Origin of the sequence: Streptomyces sp. NBC_01450 (assembly GCF_036227505.1) — a bacterium.
GTDB lineage: Bacteria > Actinomycetota > Actinomycetes > Streptomycetales > Streptomycetaceae > Streptomyces.
The window spans coordinates 6,662,168-6,681,982 of the sequence record NZ_CP109480.1 but is presented as its reverse complement, the minus strand read 5'-3'; the positions used below and the strand labels follow the sequence as shown (position 1 = coordinate 6,681,982).

Annotated in this window: 15 protein-coding genes; 6 read left to right on the top strand and 9 right to left on the bottom strand. The window is 71.0% G+C overall.

Features of this window, described 5'->3' with window-relative positions; translation table 11 throughout:
• Positions 1-34 precede the first annotated feature (34 nt).
• From OG568_RS29860 to rsmI, 7 genes are all read right to left on the bottom strand, one after another.
• On the bottom strand, positions 35-1,843 hold the full coding sequence (locus tag OG568_RS29860) for an ABC-F family ATP-binding cassette domain-containing protein (protein ID WP_329533779.1): 1,809 nt from the start codon (positions 1,841-1,843) through the stop codon (positions 35-37).
• 89 nt (positions 1,844-1,932) lie between these two features.
• The gene (locus OG568_RS29855) at positions 1,933-2,883 is read right to left on the bottom strand and encodes a 4-(cytidine 5'-diphospho)-2-C-methyl-D-erythritol kinase (protein ID WP_329533778.1); all 951 of its coding nucleotides are present in this window, start codon (positions 2,881-2,883) and stop codon (positions 1,933-1,935) included.
• A complete protein-coding gene (gene rsmA / locus OG568_RS29850) occupies positions 2,880-3,788 on the bottom strand; it encodes a 16S rRNA (adenine(1518)-N(6)/adenine(1519)-N(6))-dimethyltransferase RsmA (RefSeq protein ID WP_329533777.1) in 909 nt (302 codons plus the stop codon). Before rsmA ends, OG568_RS29855 begins: the two co-directional genes overlap by 4 nt.
• A gap of 116 nt (positions 3,789-3,904) precedes the next feature.
• Complete coding sequence (locus OG568_RS29845; RefSeq protein ID WP_443077891.1) at positions 3,905-5,305, bottom strand: ubiquitin-like domain-containing protein; 1,401 nt, start codon at positions 5,303-5,305, stop codon at positions 3,905-3,907.
• A 178-nt stretch (positions 5,306-5,483) separates the two neighbouring features.
• Positions 5,484-6,356, bottom strand: coding sequence for a TatD family hydrolase (locus OG568_RS29840; protein WP_329533776.1), 873 nt, complete (start codon positions 6,354-6,356; stop codon positions 5,484-5,486).
• A gap of 97 nt (positions 6,357-6,453) precedes the next feature.
• The gene (locus OG568_RS29835) at positions 6,454-6,888 is read right to left on the bottom strand and encodes a hypothetical protein (RefSeq protein ID WP_329533775.1); all 435 of its coding nucleotides are present in this window, start codon (positions 6,886-6,888) and stop codon (positions 6,454-6,456) included.
• A 200-nt stretch (positions 6,889-7,088) separates the two neighbouring features.
• Positions 7,089-7,946, bottom strand: coding sequence for a 16S rRNA (cytidine(1402)-2'-O)-methyltransferase (gene rsmI / locus OG568_RS29830; protein ID WP_266433833.1), 858 nt, complete (start codon positions 7,944-7,946; stop codon positions 7,089-7,091).
• Between the two features lie 94 nt (positions 7,947-8,040).
• Here rsmI and OG568_RS29825 point away from each other — a divergent pair, with 94 nt between their 5' ends.
• A complete protein-coding gene (locus tag OG568_RS29825) occupies positions 8,041-9,780 on the top strand; it encodes a dolichyl-phosphate-mannose--protein mannosyltransferase (protein WP_329533774.1) in 1,740 nt (579 codons plus the stop codon).
• Positions 9,781-9,870: 90 nt separating this feature from the next.
• On the opposite strand, the gene OG568_RS29820 is transcribed toward OG568_RS29825, so the two are convergent.
• Positions 9,871-12,723 carry a PKD domain-containing protein gene (locus tag OG568_RS29820; RefSeq protein ID WP_329533773.1) on the bottom strand — a complete coding sequence of 951 codons (2,853 nt, stop codon included), beginning with the start codon at positions 12,721-12,723 and terminating at the stop codon, positions 9,871-9,873.
• A gap of 541 nt (positions 12,724-13,264) precedes the next feature.
• Between OG568_RS29820 and OG568_RS29815 the strand changes: the two genes are divergently transcribed.
• From OG568_RS29815 to OG568_RS29800, 4 genes are all read left to right on the top strand, one after another.
• On the top strand, positions 13,265-14,899 hold the full coding sequence (locus tag OG568_RS29815; protein ID WP_329533772.1) for a penicillin-binding transpeptidase domain-containing protein: 1,635 nt from the start codon (positions 13,265-13,267) through the stop codon (positions 14,897-14,899).
• Between the two features lie 97 nt (positions 14,900-14,996).
• Entirely contained in the window at positions 14,997-16,667 is a 1,671-nt protein-coding gene (locus OG568_RS29810; RefSeq protein WP_329533771.1) for a penicillin-binding transpeptidase domain-containing protein, read from the top strand.
• A gap of 119 nt (positions 16,668-16,786) precedes the next feature.
• Positions 16,787-17,296 (top strand): YbaK/EbsC family protein, encoded by a 510-nt coding sequence (locus tag OG568_RS29805; RefSeq protein WP_266433821.1) that lies wholly within the window; start codon positions 16,787-16,789, stop codon positions 17,294-17,296.
• Positions 17,293-18,138: a DMT family transporter gene (locus OG568_RS29800; RefSeq protein ID WP_329533770.1), complete on the top strand. Its 846-nt coding sequence runs from the start codon at positions 17,293-17,295 to the stop codon at positions 18,136-18,138. The genes OG568_RS29805 and OG568_RS29800 overlap by 4 nt, the downstream gene beginning before the upstream one ends.
• Positions 18,139-18,154: 16 nt before the next feature.
• On the opposite strand, the gene OG568_RS29795 is transcribed toward OG568_RS29800, so the two are convergent.
• Positions 18,155-18,514: an SsgA family sporulation/cell division regulator gene (locus tag OG568_RS29795; RefSeq protein ID WP_266433817.1), complete on the bottom strand. Its 360-nt coding sequence runs from the start codon at positions 18,512-18,514 to the stop codon at positions 18,155-18,157.
• Positions 18,515-18,773: 259 nt separating this feature from the next.
• On the opposite strand from OG568_RS29795, the gene OG568_RS29790 reads away from it, so the two are divergent.
• Positions 18,774-19,814 (top strand): energy-coupling factor ABC transporter permease, encoded by a 1,041-nt coding sequence (locus tag OG568_RS29790; protein ID WP_266582977.1) that lies wholly within the window; start codon positions 18,774-18,776, stop codon positions 19,812-19,814.
• Position 19,815: the final 1 nt, after the last annotated feature.

Here is a 19,815-nt window from a genome sequence, read left to right as displayed (position 1 = left end):
CCTTCTCGGGACGCGCGCGCCGCCTTCCGGAGGCTTACGCGTCTTCCGCGAGCTCCAGCCAGCGCAGCTCCAGTTCCTCGCGCTCACCGATCAACTGACGCAGTTCGGCGTCGAGTTTGGCGACCTTCTCGAAGTCCGTGGCGTTGTCGGCGATTTGGGCGTGGAGCTTGCTCTCCTTCTCGGAGACCTTGTCGAGCTGACGCTCGATCTTCTGCAGCTCCTTCTTCGCGGCGCGGGCGTCGGCGGCGGAGGCGGTCCTGGCGGACGGCGCGGGCGCGGCGGCGAGTACGGCGGCCGCGGCGACCTCCTCCATGCGCTTGCGCCGCTCCAGGTACTCGTCGATCCCGCGCGGCAGCATCCGCAGGGTGCGGTCGCCGAGAAGCGCGAACACGTTGTCCGTGGTGCGCTCGATGAAGAACCGGTCGTGGGAGATCACGACCATCGAGCCGGGCCAGCCGTCGAGCAGGTCCTCCAGCTGGGTCAGCGTCTCGATGTCGAGGTCGTTGGTGGGCTCGTCGAGGAAGAGGACGTTGGGCTCGTCCATGAGCAGCCGCAGCAACTGCAGCCGTCGCCGCTCACCACCGCTGAGGTCCCCGACGGGCGTCCACTGCTTCTCCTTGTTGAAGCCGAACGTCTCGCAGAGCTGCCCCGCGGTCAGCTCGCGCCCCTTGCCGAGGTCGACCCGGTCGCGGACGGCCTGCACGGCCTGCAGCACCCGCCAGGTCGGGTCGAGCTCGGCGACCTCCTGCGACAGGTAGGCGAGCTTGACGGTCTTGCCAGTGCTGATCCGTCCGGCGACGGGCTGCGTCTCCCCCTCGCTGCGGGCGGCCTCGGCCATGGCCCGCAGAAGAGACGTCTTGCCGGCTCCGTTCACACCCACGAGCCCGACCCGGTCGCCCGGCCCGAGCTGCCAGGTCAGGTGCTTGAGCAGGACCTTCGGACCCGCCTGCACCGTCACGTCCTCAAGGTCGAAGACCGTCTTGCCGAGCCGCGAGCTGGCGAACTTCATCAGCTCGCTCTTGTCGCGGGGCGGCGGCACGTCCGCGATCAGTTCGTTGGCGGCCTCGACGCGGAAGCGCGGCTTGGAGGTACGAGCGGGGGCACCGCGCCGCAGCCAGGCCAACTCCTTGCGCACGAGGTTCTGCCGCTTGACCTCTTCGGTGGCCGCGATGCGCTCACGCTCGGCGCGCGCGAAGACGTAGTCGGAGTACCCGCCCTCGTACTCGTACACCGAGCCCTTCTGCACGTCCCACATGCGGGTGCAGACCTGGTCGAGGAACCACCGGTCGTGGGTCACGCACACCAGCGCCGACCGTCGCTCCCGCAGGTGCTGGGCGAGCCAGGCGATGCCCTCCACGTCCAGATGGTTGGTGGGCTCGTCGAGGATGATCAGGTCCTGCTCCTCGATGAGCAGCTTGGCGAGCGCGATACGGCGGCGCTCACCGCCGGAGAGCGGGGCGATGACCGTGTCGAGCCCCTGCGGGAACCCCGGCAGGTCCAGCCCGCCGAACAGTCCCGTCAGTACGTCCCTGATCTTGGCGTTGCCCGCCCACTCGTGGTCGGCGAGGTCCCGGATGACCTCGTGCCGGACGGTGGCGGTCGGGTCGAGGGAGTCGTGCTGCGTCAGCACCCCCAGATGCAGGCCGCCGGAGTGCGTGACGCGGCCGGTGTCGGCCTCCTCCAGCTTGGCGAGCATGCGGATGAGGGTGGTCTTGCCGTCGCCGTTCCGCCCGACCACACCGATCCGGTCGCCCTCGCTGACGCCGAGGGAGACTCCGTCGAGCAGGGCACGGGTGCCGTACACCTTGCTGACGGACTCGACATTGACCAGGTTGACGGCCATTTCTCTCCTGAACAAGGGGGACGATCGACCCTCAAGGGTAGTCCGGCTCTCTGACCTCCCGAGCCACGCCCTTTCCCGCCCCACCGGCTTCAGGCGTTCGTATGAGTTTCAGCTACTGGCACGACCGTCGCGCCGGGGGCGGGGCCGTCGGTGACTCGTACCGTCCGGCAGGTGCCGGAGGCGCGGAGCGTGTCGGCGACCGACCGCGCGGACTCGGCGTCCGCCGCGAGGAACGCCGTGGTCGGACCGGATCCGGAGACCAGGGCCGCGAGCGCACCGGCGTCCCGCCCCGCGGCGAGCGTGTCGGCGAGGGCCGGGAAGAGGGAGAGGGCGGCGGGCTGGAGGTCGTTGGAGACGGCGCGGGCGAGGGCTCCGGCGTCTCCCTTCGCCAGCGCGTCGAACAGCTCCTGCGAGGCGACCGGCTCCGGGATCCGTACGCCCTCGTTCATCCGGTCGAACTCCCGGAAGACCGCCGGGGTCGACAGCCCGCGCTCGGCGATCGCGAAGACCCAGTGGAAGGTCCCGCCGACCTCCAGCGTCCGCAACTTCTCGCCCCGTCCGACGCCCAGCGCCGCCCCGCCCACCAGGCTGAACGGCACGTCGCTGCCCAACTCGGCGCAGATGTCGAGGAGTTCCTCGCGGGAGGCGTTCGTGCCCCACAGGGCGTCGCAGGCGAGCAGCGCGCCGGCGCCGTCGGCGCTGCCGCCCGCCATGCCGCCCGCGACGGGGATGTCCTTGGCGATGTGGAGGTGGACCCTCGGTTCGATGCCGTGGCGGCGGGCGAGTTCGAGGGCCGCGCGGGCCGCCAGGTTCGTGGTGTCGAGGGGGACCTGGTCGGCGTCCGGGCCCTCGCAGGTGATGCGCAGCTCGTCCGCGGGCGTCACGGTGACCTCGTCGTACAGCCCTACGGCGAGGAAGACGTTGGCCAGGTCGTGGAAGCCGTCGGGGCGGGCGGCGCCGACGGCGAGCTGGACGTTGACCTTGGCGGGGACGCGAACGGTGACGGTGTCCGTCTTCGTCTTCGTCTTCGGCTCCGTCACGGCTGAGCGCTCTCCTTGGTCTCGGTCTTGGTCTCGGTCTTGGTCTCGGCCTTGTTCTCGGCGATTCGGGCGAACTCCTCCACCGTCAGCGACTCCCCGCGAGCCTGCGGCGAGACCCCGGCAGCGACGAGCGCCACCTCGGCGGCGGCCGCGGAACCGGCCCACCCGGCGAGGGCGGCGCGCAGCGTCTTGCGCCGCTGGGCGAAGGCGGCGTCGACGACCGCGAAGACCTCGCGCTTGGAGGCCGTGGTCTTGATGGGCTCCGCGCGCCTGACCAGCGAGACGAGGCCGCTGTCTACGTTCGGCGCGGGCCAGAAGACGTTCCGCCCGATGGAGCCGGCCCGCTTCACGTCGGCGTACCAGTTGGCCTTGACGCTCGGCACGCCGTACACCTTCGAGCCGGGGTCCGCGGCGAGCCGGTCGGCGACCTCGGCCTGCACCATCACCAGCGTGCGCTCGATGGTCGGGAAGGTGTCGAGCATGTGCAGCAGCACGGGTACGGCGACGTTGTACGGAAGGTTCGCGACGAGAGCGGTGGGGGCGGGGCCCGGAAGCTCGTCCACGTGCATGGCGTCGCAGTGCACGAGTGCGAAGCGGTCGGCGCGGGCCGGCATACGGGCGGCGATGGTCGCGGGGAGCGCCCCCGCGAGCACGTCGTCGATCTCCACCGCGACGACCCGGTCGGCCGCCTCCAGCAGCGCGAGGGTGAGCGAGCCGAGGCCGGGGCCGACCTCGACGACCACGTCGTCGTCCCGTACGCCGGCGGTGCGCACGATGCGGCGCACGGTGTTGGCGTCGATCACAAAGTTCTGGCCGCGCTGCTTGGTGGGCCGCACACCGAGGGCACCCGCGAGCTCGCGGACGTCGGCGGGGCCCAGGAGGGCGTCGGGGGTGGGGCTGTTCACGCACCAAGACTACGGGGGTGCGGGCCGCGCCCCGCAGGGGCGCGGGGCGTTGCCGAATATGCGGCTCCGCCGCGTGGGCGCGAGCAACCCCCGCCGGCCGGCGGCCGAAGTGCCCGTCAGTCGTGGAGGTGGGCTCCGCAGTGCGGCCAGGGGCTCGCGCCCCGTCGCATGTACAGCTTCTTCGCCCGGCGGGTCTGCTCCGCGGCTGACGCGTCCTGAGGCCGCCCGGTACCGCCGAGCGCGTGCCAGGTGTGCTTGTCGAACTGGTACAGGCCGCCATAGGTACCGGAGGGATCCACGGCATCGGGCCGACCGCCGGACTCACACGCCGCGAGCCCGGCCCAGTTCAGACGGTCCGCGCCCTGCGCGGAATCGGGCCGCGGCATCGTACCGACCCGCACCACCTGCTCCCGGGGCTCCCGCACCACCTCGTTCCCGAGCATCCGCGGCTTCTGCCCGACCCCGTTGACGGTCCGCAGCAGGTAGGTGACCCGCCGGGCCCCGGGTTCCCCGGCCCGGTCGACGACCTCGCTGCCACGGAACAGCAAGGGGTCGGTCACCCGTGTCGTCGGGAAGGGGATCAGTTCCTCGCGGACCTCCCTGGTACCGGTGATCCGCATGACGCTGACCGTCTGTCCGTCCCGGGGGAAGCTCTCGGGCGGGACGGACGTCGTGTCCTGGCCGTGGAGGGTGATCCCGGCCTCCTCGACGGCCTCGCCCACGGTCGCCGCGTTCGTCCGGATCGTCCGCGCCCGCCCGTCCGCCATGATCGTCACCGTCCGCTCGGTGCGGACGTCGAGGGCGAGACCCTCCCGGCCGATGCGCCGGGAGCGTGAGGTCGACAGATACGCCCCCTCGGCGCGCACCCCGAGCTGCTGGAGTGCCCCGTCCACCGTGTGCGCCGTCGTCCACACCTCGTGCGGCTGTCCGTCGAGGGTGAGCCGCACGGGCCGCCCGTGGTGGACCGCGATCTCGTCGCCGCTGCTCAGCGCGGTGCCGGGGGCGGGCGCGACGACGTCGTGCTCGCCGACCCGTACGCCCTCCTCGGCGAGCAGTTCGGTCACGTCGTCGGCGAAGGTGTGCAGCGTGCGCGTCTTCCCGTCGACGCTGAGCTCGATGGCCTTGTCGCTGGCGACGAAGGCGGAGGCGCCACCGGCGAGGAAGGCGACGACCAGCGCCTGGGGCAGCAGCCGACGCAGCGGGTCGGGACGCTCGGCGGCGCGCCGACGCCGGGCGGCGCGCCGGGCAGCGGCCCGCCCGCCGGGCCTGGGCTCCCCCGCCGGATCCCCGAACACCCGCGTCTGCATCTGCGTCTGCACCAACGTCGGCGTCTGCCGGGACGTCTGCACCAGTGTCGGCGTCTGCCGGGGCAGTATCGGCTCGGTCGGCGCCTGGGATGCCGCCAGTGCCTCGTACGCGGGCCGATAGGTGTCCATGTAGCCGCCGTGGTCCGGGCTTGGGGCGCCGTACGGCGGCTGCTCGTGGCCCTCGAACGGCGTTCCAGTCAGGCCATACATCTCGTACTGCGACTTGGGCGACTTGGGCGAGTTGCTCACGACGACATGCTCCTGGGGATCCAGATCGGGCGACCAGAACCTAGCGGAGCGGTCGTCACTCTCCCAAGCAACGCGGCTACGCTGTGTCGCGACACTGCCCTGAGGTGGGACCTCGGAAAATGGCCGGAAGCGTTATCCCTCAGTAACCGAAGGCGCGCGCCGTGTTCGCCGCGAGCGCCGTTGCCAGTGCGTCCTCGTCGATGCCCCGCACGGCCGCCATGGCGCGAACCGTGACCGGAATGAGATACGGCGCGTTAGGCCGTCCGCGGTACGGGGCGGGGGTCAGGAAGGGCGCGTCGGTCTCGACGAGGACGAGCTCCAGGGGGGCCACGGCCAGCGCGTCGCGCAGTGGCTGGGCGTTCTTGAAGGTCATGTTTCCGGCGAAGGACATGTAGTACCCGGCGTGGGCGCAGATTTCGGCCATCGCCGCGTCGCCGGAGTAGCAGTGGAAGACGGTCCGCTCGGGCGCGCCCTCCTCCTTCAGGACGCGCAGCACGTCGGCGTGGGCGTCGCGGTCGTGGATGACCAGGGCTTTTCCGTGCCGCTTGGCGATCTCTATGTGGGCGCGGAAGGAGCGCTCCTGGGCGGCCTTGCCTTCGGGGCCCGTACGGAAGTAGTCGAGCCCGGTCTCGCCGACACCCTTGACCTGGGGAAGGGCGGCGAGGCGGTCGATCTCGGCGAGGGCCTCGTCCAGGGCGCCGTCGCCGCCGGGCTTGCGTGCGCCCTGGCGGGACCAGCCGTCGGGGTCGCCGTGCACGATACGGGGTGCCTCGTTGGGGTGCAGGGCGACGGTGGCGTGGACGGCCTCGTACGCGGCGGCGGTCTCGGCCGCCCAGCGGGAGCCCTTCAGGTCGCAGCCGACCTGGACGACCGTGCTCACGCCGACCGAGGCGGCCTTGGCGAGGCCTTCGTCGACAGTGCCGGACTGCATGTCGAGGTGGGTGTGCGAGTCGGCGACGGGGACGCGCAGTGGTTCGGGGAGCGGTGGCGCTTCGGTCTTGTCGGAGGGCATGCCCCCGATCCTACGAAAGGAGGGCATGCCCCCGATCCCGCGAAGGGTGCGGGCCGGACCTCACCCGAGCGAGGTCACCGCGCTCCCGCTCCCGCGATCAGCCCGCCTTGCGGTGGTGGAAGGGGTGCAGCAGATCCGAGAGGTGCCAGTGGTGGGGCTCCCCGGGCACGGCAGGCTGGCCGACGGCCTCGTCGTGGACCTGTTCGTCGCGGGCCTGCTCGGGGTGGGCCGCCACCGGGCGGTGCGCATGCTGGTGCATGGAGTTCTGCACGGAGGACACCTGTCCGGCGCGCATGATGCGCACCACGTGTCCGTCGCAGTTCTGGCAGGAGGGCCGGCTCAGCGGCGACGGCACGACACGGCCGTCCGCCACGTACGTCACGAATTCGCCGCCCTCGGCGTCGCGGTGGTGCTCTATCTCGAACGACTGCTCCCAGCCGTGCCCGCAGCGCATGCAAGCGAAGGAATACGACTCGTTGACGACGGCGGTCGCCGCGCTGCGGTTGCCGGTCTGCCCTGCGATCTCACTCATGCCAGCTCCTGCTGTTCCGCTGGACAAGCGCCCCCGGTCGGCGGGGGCGAGGGACGGGTACGTCCCTTCAACCAGTGGACGCTTCTCCGCGCGGGAACGCATCAGGCCTGTCGACTATTGGAGTCGTTTTGGCCTTTCCTTGTCGGAATGCCTCAAAGACACGGCCTGAGCTTTGCTTTCCGTGCCGGCCCTTTGCTTTTCTATGGGGCGCTGTGCGCCGCGTTCTTTGCCGCGACCACCGCATCGAAGACATCGCGCTTGGGAATCCCCGCCTCGGCCGCGACCGCCGCGATGGCCTCCTTGCGGCGCTCTCCCGCCTCTTCGCGCACCCGCACCCTGCGCACCAGTTCGGCCGCGTCCAGTTCCTCGGCGCCCTTGTCCGGCGCGCCCTCGACCACCACCGTGATCTCCCCGCGTACGCCCTCGGCGGCCCAGGCCGCCAGCTCGCCCAGCGGGCCGCGCTTGATCTCCTCGTACGTCTTGGTCAGCTCGCGGCAGACGGCGGCCCGCCGCCCGTCCCCGAAGACCTCGGCCATCGCGGCGAGGGTGTCGTCGAGGCGGTGGGGGGCCTCGAAGTAGACCATCGTGCGGCGCTCGCCCTCGACCTCCCGCAGCCGGGACAGCCGCTCGCCCGCCTTCCTCGGCAGGAACCCCTCGAAGCAGAAGCGGTCGACGGGCAGCCCGGACAGCGCGAGCGCGGTGAGCACGGCGGACGGGCCGGGTACGGCGGTGACCTTGATGTCCTTCTCGACGGCCGCGGCGACCAGCCGGTACCCGGGGTCGGAGACGGACGGCATCCCGGCGTCGGTCACCAGCAGCACGCGCGCCCCGCCGGCCAGCGCCTCGACGAGTTCGGGCGTGCGGGCGGCCTCGTTCCCCTCGAAGTACGACACCACACGCCCGGTGGGCTGCACGCCCAGCGCCTGGGTGAGCCGGCGCAGCCTGCGGGTGTCCTCGGCGGCGACGACGTCCGCGCTCGCCAGCTCCTGGGCGAGCCGGGGCGGGGCGTCGGCCACGTCGCCGATGGGGGTGCCGGCCAAAACAAGGGTTCCTGTCACACTTCCATCCTCGCAGGGGCATTCGGCGGCAGCCGCATCCACCCATTAGGCCCGTGCACGGGACTCCCACAGACCTGTTCCCTACGATGGCGCGGTGACCAGTACCGCGTCCTCCACGGACACCCGGCAGGGCCAGGCAGCCGAAGAACGGCGGCCGTCGTGGCAGCAGCGGCTGCGCCGCTTCGGATATACCGCGCCGCCCAGAAGCGATGTGCGTGATCGGCTCGTCCCGCCGTACGCCGAGCCCAGTCCCCGGATCTGGGCCGCGCTCGGGCTGCGCCGCGAGGTCTCGGAGCGCATCACGCGCTGGTCGGGCTGGGGCGGCCCGCTGCTCGTGACCCTGATGGCGGGGCTGATGCGGTTCTGGAACCTGGGCAGCCCGAAGGCGGTGATATTCGACGAGACGTACTACGCCAAGGACGCCTGGGCGCTGATCCACCGCGGGTACGAGGTCAACTGGGACAAGAACGCCAACGACCTGATCCTGCAGAACAACGGGCACGTCGGCATCCCCTCCGACGCCGCCTACGTGGTGCATCCCCCGGTCGGCAAGTACGTCATCGGGCTCGGCGAATGGATGTTCGGCTTCAATCCGTTCGGCTGGCGTTTCATGACGGCGCTGCTCGGCACGCTGTCGGTGCTGCTGCTGTGCCGGATCGGGCGCCGGATGTTCCGCTCGACGTTCCTGGGCTGTCTGGCCGGCACGCTGATGGCGGTGGACGGGCTGCACTTCGTGATGAGCCGCACCTCGCTGCTCGACGGTGTGCTGATGTTCTTCGTGCTGGCGGCCTTCGGCTGTCTGATCGTGGACCGCGACCGCGCGCGTGCCCGACTGGCGGCCGCCCTGCCCCCGGACGCGGACGGCGTCGTACGCCCCGACGCGCACGTCGCCGAGACCACCCGGCTCGGCTGGCGCCCCTGGCGCTGGACGGCCGGTCTGATGCTGGGCCTGGCCCTCGGCACCAAGTGGAGCGGCCTGTACATCCTCTTCGCGTTCTGTCTGATGGCGGTCCTGTGGGACGTCGGCGCGCGCCGGGTCGCGGGCGCCCGTCACCCGTATCTGGCGGCCCTCAAGCACGACACCGGCATCACGTTCCTCGCGACGGTCCCGGTGGCGATCGCCACGTACTTCATCTCCTGGACCGGCTGGATCCTCTCCCCCGCCAACGGCAAGGGCGGCTACTTCCGCAACTGGGCCGCGACCGACGGCAAGGGCGGCAGCTGGACCTTCCTGCCCGACTGGCTGCGCAGCCTGTGGCACTACGAGCACGAGGTGTACGAGTTCCACGTCGGCCTCTCGTCCCCGCACACCTACCAGTCGAACCCGTGGAGCTGGCTCGTCCTGGGCCGCCCGGTCTCGTACTTCTACGAGTCCCCGCTGCCCGGCAAGGACGGCTGCCCGGTCGACGCGGGCGACAAGTGCGCCCGCGAGGTCCTGGCCCTGGGCACGCCCCTCCTCTGGTGGGCCGCCTGCTTCGCGATCGTCTACGTCCTGTGGCGCTGGGCGTTCCGCCGTGACTGGCGGGCGGGCGCGATCGCCTGCGGCATCGCGGCCGGCTACCTGCCCTGGTTCATGTACCAGGAGCGGACGATCTTCTTCTTCTACGCGATCATCTTCGTCCCGTTCCTGTGCCTGGCGGTCGCCATGATGATCGGCGCGATCCTCGGCCCACCCGGCTCCACGGAACGCCGCCGCGTCATCGGCGCGGCGAGCGCGGGCGTCCTGGTCCTCCTGATCGCCTGGAACTTCATCTACTTCTGGCCCCTGTACACGGGCACGTCGATCCCCATAGACCAATGGCGCTCCCGGATGTGGCTGGACACCTGGGTCTAGCGCGACGGACGGACAACGACGACGGCGACGACTGCGCGGCGAAAAGCCGCGCTGTCGTCGCCGTCGTCGTTGTCGGTGGTCGTCGGGCGGTCAGCCCACCGGGTGGACGCCGTAGTCGCCGAGGAGGTCGGCGTAGACGTCGACGGAGGTGGAGCCCGCGTTGTACAGGTCGATCTCGCCGTCGGCGCCGACCTTGACCAGCGCGCGGTTGGCCACGGCGTGTTTGGTCGTGAAGTCGACCGAGTGCACGCCGGGGCGGGAGGTGCCGTCGGCGTAGGCGACGAGGTAGCCGGTGCCGGACGGCGAGGGCACCGTGAGGTTGAGGTCCACGGCGCTCACCCCGCTCGCAGGGACCCCGTGCGCACCGGTGACCTTGAGCTTGAGGGTGGCGTGGGCACCGAGCTTGGCGATCTTTCCGCTTCCGGCGCCGGTGTGGGTGTTCAGGATCCGTGCCGGGGTGACGGGCTGGAATACCGATCCGCTCGTGGTGGGGCCGTACCAGCCGACGACATCCGCGATCAGGTTCGCCGACGACCTGCTGGTGTTGTGCAGTTCGATCTTGCCGTCAGGCATCGGGACCACGACCTGTGCGGAGGCGGTCTGTCCTGTGGTCCAGTACGGACCCGTCACGCCGGAGTTGATCGTGCTGGCGGGGGAGACGGTGAGGCTGCCGGACCCCTTGGTGGTGGTCGACGTGACGTTGAGCACCACCGCGTTCGCGTCGGCCGAGACGCCGTGCGCGCCGGCGACCGTCAACATGACCGAGTGACCGCCGGCGACCGGGTGGGTGGCGAGCAGACGGACCGGCGTGACTGGGTGGTACGTGCGGCCGAACTGCGTGTGCGACTGGAGGCCGAGCGTGGCGACGTTGACGGTCACCGCGCCGGAGCTGCCGTTGTAGATGTCGACCGAACCGGTCGGGGTGACCTCGACGGTCGCCTCGTCGGTGGCCGTCCGGCCGGGCTCGAAGCTGATGCTGGAGGTGCCCGGGCGGGTGGTGCCGTCGGTGTAGAGGGTCAGGGAGCCGCTCGCCTTGGCCGCGCTGGTGACGATCTGAAGTTGGGCCGCGTCCACGCCGTCGGAGTCGGCCCCCAGGGTGGCCGCCGAGAGCTTCAGGACCCCGTGCGCGGCGATCGTCCTCTTGGTGTCGTGCGGCGGGGTGACGGGCAAGAAGGCGTCCGCGGCGTGGAAGGTCACCTTGGCGGTGGTGGTCCGGCCGATGAGGTCCGTCTGCGTCAGCGTGGCGGTGTACGTGCCGGGCGCCTGGTACTGGTGCTCCACCTGCTGGGGAGTGTTGGGCAGGCCCTCCGAGTCGCCGTCACCGAAGGTGATGAACCGCTGGGCGATCTCCCACGCGTCGGCCGGTTGTGGAACGGTGAACCGCGCGTCCCCCGCGTCAACCTCCCCATAGGCGTTGCTGACCACGGCGCCGCCGGAAAGCGACGCGGCGGGCGGGGTGGTCGTGCCCGCGACGACCCGGGGCTGCGCGATGTGGCTCGACCCGTCGGTGTCGGTCACCGTGAGGGTCACGCGGTACGTACCCGGCGTGGCGTAGGTATGGGTGATCGGAGCGCCCGGGGCACGGGTGACCGGGGCACTGCCGTCCCCGAAGTCGACCGAGTACGCGGTGACGGGCTTGCCCCACGAAGTCGTGGCGTCATCGGTCCTCAGGGAGACGTCGAACGGTGCGACTCCGCTCGACGGCGACGGCATGTCGTCGGCCGGGACGGTGAAGGTGTTCTGCCGCTCGATGGCGCCCCGGTCGGGGCGGGTCGTCTCGCCGGTACCGGTGTCGGCGACCAGCGGATCGTCGGCGCGCGGGACACCGTGGACGTCACTGGCGAGCTCGCCGGGCGCGCCCGCGTCGGCCGAGTCGATGAGGACGGAGTGTTCGTTCGGTGCCGTCAGGGACAGCATGTTGAGCCCGTCGAGGTCGTGCGCACCCTGCCCGGTCGCGTCTCGCAGCGCCGCGGTGGTGGCGTAGGGGGTGCCGTCCCAGGAGTACTCGGGGCGCGGCCGGGTGCCACCGGGCGCACCGTTCGCCGCCACGTTGTAGTCGGCCGTGACCTGGGCCGCCGAGTCGGCCGACACCGTGTAGAGCGGAGCGGTGGGTGCCGGGCACGTGTCGCTCTGCCTCGCCGTCGTGGAGGCGACCACGTTGTTCTCCACCGTCCCGGAGCTCCCGCCGTCCAGCGAGATTCCGGGGGCGCAGGGCGCGAGGACCGTATTGCTCGTGACGTTCGCGTCGGACGTCCCCGTCACCGCGATCCCGCCCAGCCGCGGGGTGGTCACCACGTTGGTCGTCGCGGTGACCCGCGCCGCTCCCGGCTCCACCCGTACGCCGTAGGCGTATCCGTCGCCGATCCAGTTCCGCGACACGGTCACGTCCGAGGACGCGCCGTCCACGGTCACCGCGGTCCCCGCGCCGGGGGCCCGCACCGCGGGGCGGGGGAACGACAGCCGGTCGAGGTCGACGCCTTCGGAGCCCGTCACCGCCACCCCGTCTCCGCCTCGATACCAGACCCCCAGGTATTCGACCCGTACGTCGTGCACCGCCTTGAGCGTCAGCGCCGGCGCGGAGCCGGTGGACGAGAGCTCCGCCGACGAGCCGCCCACGCTGACAGGCGCCCCGGTGAACGTGATCGGAGCGTCCTTGGTGCCCGACCTGGTCAAGGTCACCGACCCCGGGTACGTCCAATCGTCCCGCGGTTCGATCCGGACCGTCTGCCCCGGTTCCACCACGTCCGCCGCCGCCTGCACGGTGCAGAAGGGCGCGCTCGGTGTGCCCGCGCCCGTGTCGCTGCACGCCACGTCGTGGTTCACGTACAACGTCCCGGCCGAACCCGGGTCCGCCGACGCCCTGCCGGTACCCCCGCCGCTCATCACCCCCGCCACGATGAGCACGGCCACGGACACCCCGACAGCGGGGCGAGGTCTATGCATGAGGTCTCCACGAAGCGTTCGCGGTGAGGGCGGTGAGCCCCTGGGCGGCGTGCTGGGGTACAGGGCTGGGGTGCAGTGCCGAGTCGTCGACCGACGTCGACCGACGTCAACCGGCCGAGCGCGCGACGAGAATGTCGGTTGAGGGCGAGCGGTCCCTGGCGGTCCACCAGTTGGCCGTCGCAGGTCGTTCACTCCAGCGCTGACACGCAGCCGTCATCGTGTCAGCCCCACTCTCAAGAAACGGCCATGATCCACCCTTGCCTTGTCCAAGGGCGGTCTGTCCAGGGCTTGTTGGGGCGGACCGTTCATCCCGGTCACAGCGGGCCGGTCCCCGTGGCCCACCTCTCCGGCCGCGAGCAGATCGCACCGGTCCGTCCTGGTCATTGACCGGCGTTCACGGATGCGACTGGGTATCCGGTCTAACGATTCGGAGAATCTCCGCCCCATGTGTCACTCCTCCCGCATACAGTGCCCTGCAGACCGGCTTTTCTGAACGCGTTCAGAAGTTCGGGGGAGGGGTCCACGGGGAGGGTTTCGCGCGATGCGCAAGGGGGCAAAGGCCGCCGTCATCGGCAGTGTGTTCGCCGTGATGGTGGGGGGTGCCGGATACGGCGCTTTCAATGTGATGTCGGCGCTCGACGGGAGCGGCGGCTCGGGGACCGGCGGGCCCGCGGCCGTGAAGACCGGGCCGCCGAGCGGCGCCGAGGTCAAGGAGGCCTCGTCGAAGTTCTTCGCGGCCTGGGAGCAGGGAGATGCCGCCAAGGCGGCCGCGTACACCAACTTCGCCCAGAAGGCGCAGGAGTTGCTGGCCGGCTACCGCGACGACGCGCACCTCACCGGCGTGAAGATCACGCCGGGGACCGCGACGGGGGCCACCGTGCCGTTCTCCGTCAAGGCGACGGTGTCGTTCGAGGGGAAGTCCAAGCCCTTCGCGTACGACTCCCGGCTGACCGTCGTACGCGGGGAGACCACCGGAAAGGCGCTGGTCGACTGGAAGCCGTCCGTCGTGCATCCCGAGCTGCAGGACGGCGACACCCTGGTGACGGGCGCGTCGGCGAACCCGCCCATCGAGGCCGTGGACCGCAACAACGTTGTCCTGACGAAGGAGAAGTACCCCTCGCTGGGTCCGATCCTGGACGCGCTGCGGGAGAAGTACGGCGACACGGCGGGCGGTACGGCCGGGGTCGAGCTGGCGATCCACCACGCGGCCGAGGGCGCGGGGGACACCGCCCTGGTGACCCTCGCCAAGGGCAAGGCCGGCAAGCTGCACACCACCCTCAGCGCGAGCGTGCAGGCGGCGGCGGAGAAGGCGGTCGCCCGGTACGCCGAGTCGTCCGTGGTGGCGGTGCAGCCGAGCAGCGGTGAGGTGCTGGCGGTCGCCAACCATCGTGCGGACGGCTTCAACGCGGCCTTCCAGGGCACCCTGGCCCCCGGCTCCACGATGAAGATCATCACCTCGGCGATGCTCATCGACAACGGCGTGACCACCATGAACGGCCCGGCACCCTGCCCCCAGACCGCGACCTGGCAGAGCGAGACCTTCCACAACCTCACCGGCCTCGCGCCGAACGAGAAGGCGAGCCTCGCCAACAGCTTCATGCGGTCCTGCAACACGGCCTTCGTGAAACTGATCGACGAGAAGCCGCTCACGGACGAGTCCCTCACCACCGAGGCACAGACGCGGTTCGGCCTCGGCCAGAACAACTGGAAGACCGGCATCCCCTCCTTCGACGGCAGGGTCCCCGCCTCCGGCGGCCCGAACCGCGCGGCGAACGCGATCGGCCAGGGCGAGGTCCAGATGAGCCCGCTGAACATGGCGTCGGTCACGGCGACGGCGATGACGGGTACCTTCCGGCAGCCGGTCATCGTCTCGCCCAAGCTCGACGACCGGGAGCTGGCGACGGCGAAGGGCCTGCCCGGCGGTACGTCCGCGCAGCTGCGCGCGATGATGAATCTCACCGCGACCAGCGGCACCGCCGCCCAGGTGATGGCGGGGCTCAGGGGCGACATCGGCGCCAAGACCGGCTCCGCCGAGGTCGACGCCCAGTCCAAGTCGAACAGCTGGTTCACCGGTTATCGGAACAACATCGCGGCCGCCGCGATGACCCAGCAAGGCGGTCACGGCGTGGACGCGGCCGGTCCGATCGTCGCAGCTGTGCTACGAACGGGCGGCTGAAGTCACCCTTGTCGGAGCGGGACCCTAGGGTGGGGGCTCTCGTTGAGGAGCATGAGGGTACCGGGGGACTTGGGGAACAGGCGGAGGATCAAGAGCTGTGGGGAACAGAAGGCGCGTCGCCGAGCGACGAAAGACGAAGCCCGCCGTGGTCGGCGGCCTGATCGCGGTGGTCGTGGGCGGCGGGGCGTTCGGCGCCTACAGCCTGTTCGGCGGCGGTGCGTCGGCCGAGGACCGGACGTCGGACACCGCCGCCCACAAGTCCGTGAAGACCGGTCCGCCGTCGGCCGCCGAGGTCACGGCGCTGTCCACCCGGTTCCTGACCGCCTGGCAGAGCGGTGACGTCACGAAGGCGGCCGCCGCCACCGACGACTCGGCGGCCGCGAAGACCTTGCTGACCGGCTACGGCAAGGACGCCCACCTCACCGGCGTCAAGCTCACGCCGGGCACGGCGTCCGGAGCCTCCGTCCCGTTCTCCGTCAAGGCCACCGTCGCCTACAAGGGCAAGAGCAAGCCCCTCGCCTACCAGTCGAAGCTGACCGTCGTGCGCCGCGCCAAGGACGGTGCGGCGCTGGTCGGCTGGAAGGCGTCGGTCGTACACCCCGACCTCCAGGACGGCGACCGGCTGGTCACCGGTCCGGCGGGCACGCCCCCCATCACCGCCCTCGACCGCGACGGCGGCGAGATCACCACGGCCAAGTACCCGTCGCTGGGCACGGTGCTGGACGGGCTGCGCGAGAAGTACGGCAAGACCGCCGGCGGCAAGGCGGGCATCGAACTGCGGGTGGTCCGCAAGGCCGCCACCAAGGGCACCCAGAAGACCCCCGACAAAACGCTGGTGACCCTCAGCGAGGGCACCCCGGGGACCGTGAAGACCACGCTCAGCCCCACCCTCCAGGCGGACGCCGAGCAGCAGGTCGCCAAGAAGGACAAGGCGTCGGTGGTCCTGATGCGCCCCTCGACGGGCGAGATCCTCGCGGTCGCCAACACGAGCCACGGCTTCAACACGGCCTTCCAGGGTTCCCTGGCCCCCGGCTCCACCATGAAGATCATCACGTCGTCGCTGCTCATCGACAAGGGGCTCGCCTCGGCCGACAAGCAGCACCCCTGCCCCAAGACGGTGACCTACGGCGGCTGGAAGTTCCACAACGACGACGACTTCGAGATCAAGGGCGGCACGTTCAAGGCGAGCTTCGCGCGCTCCTGCAACACCGCCTTCATCAGCCAGGCCAAGAAGCTGTCGAACTCCGACCTGACGAACCAGGCCCAGCAGTACTTCGGTCTGTCCATGAACAACTGGGCCATCGGCGTCCCGACCTTCGACGGCTCGGTCCCGGTCCAGTCGGCGGCCCAGATGGCGGCCTCGCTGATCGGCCAGGGCGGGGTCCGCATGAACCCGCTGAACATGGCCTCGGTCGCCTCCACCATCAAGTCGGGCGTCTTCCACCAGCCGTACCTGGTGTCTCCGACGGTCGACCACCGCAAGCTGGCGACGGCCTCCCACACCCTCCCCGCCACCACCCTCTCCCAGCTCCGCGAACTCATGCAGTACACGGCGGCGGCCGGCACCGCCGCCGAGGCGATGTCCGGCCTCAGCGGCGACTACGGCGCGAAGACCGGCTCCGCGGAGGTCGACGGCCAGAAGAAGCCCAACGGCTGGTTCACCGCGTGGAAGGGCGACCTGGCAGCGGCGGGCGTCGTCCAGCAGGGCGGCCACGGTGGCGACACGGCGGGCCCGATCGTGGCGGCACTGCTGAAGGCGGGAAGCTAGGGCCTGTCCGGGCGGGGACCGGACGGCTCGGCACCGGGCGTCGACCCGGACGAGACCCCGCACCCGGCGCACCGGAACTCGCTCGCATGCCTTCTACACCGACGGATAGCGTGCCGCGTATGACGACCGACGCCACCGCCGAAGAGTCCGGAGCCCACCCCCGTTTCGCCGAGGCTCTGGAGGAGCTGGGTCTCGCTGATCTGCTGCCGCGCGTCCGCCGCTTCCCGGACGCGACCCGTACCGCCGCCGAGGCCGCCGCCGCGATCGGGTGCGAGCTGAGCCAGATCTGCAAGTCGTTGATCTTCGCGGCGGACGGGGTGCCGGTGCTGGTGCTGATGGACGGGGCGTCGCGCGTGGATGTGGAGCTCGTGCGGCGGGAGCTCGGGGTCGAGAAGGTGACGCGGGCCAAGGCCGAGGTCGTACGGGAGACGACCGGGTACGCGATCGGCGGGGTGCCGCCCTTCGGTCACCGTACGAGGACGCGGGTGCTCGCGGACCGTTCGCTGCTCGACCACGACGTGGTGTGGGCCGCGGCCGGCACCCCGTACACCGTGTTCCCCATGGACCCCAAGACGCTGGTCGCGCACGCGGGCGGCACGCTGGTGGACGTGCGCGAGCAGCACCTGTGACCCCTCTGGTCACCACGGCGGTCCTGCTCGCCGCGGTCACCCACGCCTGCTGGAACGCGATCGCGCACCGCATCACCGACAAGCTCGTCGGGTTCGCGCTGATCGCGGGCGGCGGGATGCTGATCGGGCTGGCGCTGATGCCGTTCGTGGCCGTGCCGGCGGCCGGTGCGTGGCCGTATCTGCTCGTGTCGGCCGTGATCCATGTCCTGTACTACGTCCTGCTGATGCGCTCCTTCCGGCTGGGCGACTTCGGGCAGGCCTACCCGATCGCCCGCGGAACCGCCCCGTTGGTCGTCACCGTGCTGGCGGCCGTGTTCGCGCACGAGGTGCCGGACGCGTGGGCGGCGGCGGGGATCGCGGTGTCGTGCGCGGGGCTGATGGGGGTCGCGCTGTGGGGGATGCGCGGGCGACGCCCCAACTGGGCCGCCATCGGCGCGGCGTTGGCCACCGGCCTGTCGATCGCCGCGTACACCGTCGTGGACGGGCTCGGCGTACGGGCCTCCGGTTCCTCCCTCGGGTACATCGCCTGGCTGATGGCGATACAGGGGGTCGTGATCCCGGCGTACGCCGCCTACCGCCTGCGCTCCCGGTTCGTCCCCGTCCTACGGCCCTTCGCCGCCCTGGGGCTGCTCGGTTCGGTGCTGTCCGTAGCGGCGTACGCGCTGGTGCTGTGGGCCCAGACGCGTGCGGAACTGGCCCCCATCGCCGCGCTGCGCGAGTCCTCGATCATCGTCGGCGCGGCGATCGGGGCGTTGTTCTTCAAGGAGCGGTTCGGGGCGCCCCGGATCGCGGCGGCGGGGCTGTTGGTGGTGGGGATCGGGCTGATGCTGCACGCGGGGTAGGCCGGCCGGCGGCTGGTCAGCGAGCCACCGGAGCCGCCGCCGTGTACGTACGGCGCAGGAAGCGGATCAGGGCCTTGGAGTCGAACTGGACGACCGCGACGCCGCCGTGGGCGGAGTGGAACTCCATGACCGCCTGCACACGACCGCACGGCCACACGCTCACCTCTCCGCTGCTGACCGGGACCCGCAGCCCCTGCTCCAGCAGTTCGCGGGCGAAGGCCCACTCATGGGGGCCGGGCAGCGTGACGTGTACCTGGCGGGGGTCGTCCTCGGGGTCGTAGCGGAGGGCGACGGGGACGGCTTGGTGCTCGTCCTCCGCCGAATCGGCCGAGTCGGTGACGATGTGGGCGCGTGCGTACTGTTCGACGGCGGACATGAACCGGCTCCTCACGCTGCGTTACCTGTGCGGAATCTATGAAACCGTCACCTATCCAATGTCGCACATTCCGGAGATTTCGCCCGTGGACCTCGCCTATTGATCGGGCTTCCAGACCTGTCGACCGGGTTCCCGGACCGGCCCGCACCATGCATCGGCGCCTCACCGCCCCCAGCCGTCACCACCCCGCTGCCTTCGCCACTATTCAAGGGCACCTCGCTCTTGCAAGCTGTTCGCAACAAGGCACTATCATCGAACGGTGCATGTGCCTGACGGATTCATCAACGCCCCGGTCTCCGCGGCCACCGGAGTAGTCGCCGCCGGTGCCGTCGCCGTGAGCCTGCGCGGCGCCCGCCGCGAGCTCGACGAGAAGACCGCACCGCTCGCCGGCCTGGTCGCCGCCTTCATCTTCGCCGTGCAGATGCTGAACTTCCCGGTCGCGGCCGGGACCAGCGGACATCTGCTCGGCGGCGCGCTCGCGGCGATACTCGTCGGCCCCTTCACCGGGGTCCTCTGCGTCTCCGTGGTTCTGCTGATGCAGGGCATCCTCTTCGCCGACGGCGGCCTGACCGCACTCGGCGTGAACATCACGGACATGGCGATCGTCACGACGGTCGTCTCGTACGCCGTCTTCCGGGGCCTGCTGAAGGTCCTGCCGCGCAAGAAGCGCTCCATCACCGTGGCGGCCTTCGTCTCCGCGCTCCTTTCCGTCCCGGGCGCCGCCGTCGCCTTCACCCTCATCTACGCCCTCGGCGGCACCACCGACGTCCCGATCACCAAGGTCGCCACCGCGATGATCGGCGTGCACGTCCTCATCGGCATCGGCGAGGCCACCATCACCGCTCTCACGGTCGGCGCGGTCATCGCCGTACGACCGGACCTCGTCTACGGAGCGCGTGGTCTGCAGCAGCGGCTGAAGCTGCGCGTCGGCGGCGAACTGGTCGACGCGCCCGCGCCCGCCGTTCCCGTGGCCGCCCGGACCTCCCGCCGCAAGGTGTGGGCGGTCGGCCTCGTGACCTCTCTCGTCCTCGCGGGCTTCGTCAGCTTCTACGCGTCCGCGAGCCCCGACGGCCTGGAGAAGGTCGCCAAGGACCAGGGCATCGACCAGAACACCAAGAAGCACCACACCGAGGACTCCCCGCTCGCCGGGTACGGCGTCAAGGACATCTCCGACGCCCGGATCTCCGGCGGCCTCGCGGGCGTGATCGGCGTCGGGGTGACCGTCGTCGCGGGCACGGGGATCTTCTGGACGGTACGCAGGCGCCGCGGCGCCGACGTCTCCCCCTCGCAGGTGGCCTGAG

Excerpts from the sequence above, each read along its gene's own strand:
- OG568_RS29805 (WP_266433821.1), top strand. The coding sequence starts at position 16,787 with ATGACGACCGACGCCACCGCCGAAGAGTCCGGAGCCCACCCCCGTTTC.
- OG568_RS29840 (WP_329533776.1), bottom strand. The coding sequence starts at position 6,356 with ATGCCCTCCGACAAGACCGAAGCGCCACCGCTCCCCGAACCACTGCGC.
- OG568_RS29845 (WP_443077891.1), bottom strand. The coding sequence starts at position 5,305 with ATGTATGGCCTGACTGGAACGCCGTTCGAGGGCCACGAGCAGCCGCCG.
- OG568_RS29820 (WP_329533773.1), bottom strand. The coding sequence starts at position 12,723 with ATGCATAGACCTCGCCCCGCTGTCGGGGTGTCCGTGGCCGTGCTCATC.
- OG568_RS29795 (WP_266433817.1), bottom strand. The coding sequence starts at position 18,514 with ATGTCCGCCGTCGAACAGTACGCACGCGCCCACATCGTCACCGACTCG.
- OG568_RS29815 (WP_329533772.1), top strand. The coding sequence starts at position 13,265 with ATGCGCAAGGGGGCAAAGGCCGCCGTCATCGGCAGTGTGTTCGCCGTG.
- OG568_RS29835 (WP_329533775.1), bottom strand. The coding sequence starts at position 6,888 with ATGAGTGAGATCGCAGGGCAGACCGGCAACCGCAGCGCGGCGACCGCC.
- OG568_RS29860 (WP_329533779.1), bottom strand. The coding sequence starts at position 1,843 with ATGGCCGTCAACCTGGTCAATGTCGAGTCCGTCAGCAAGGTGTACGGC.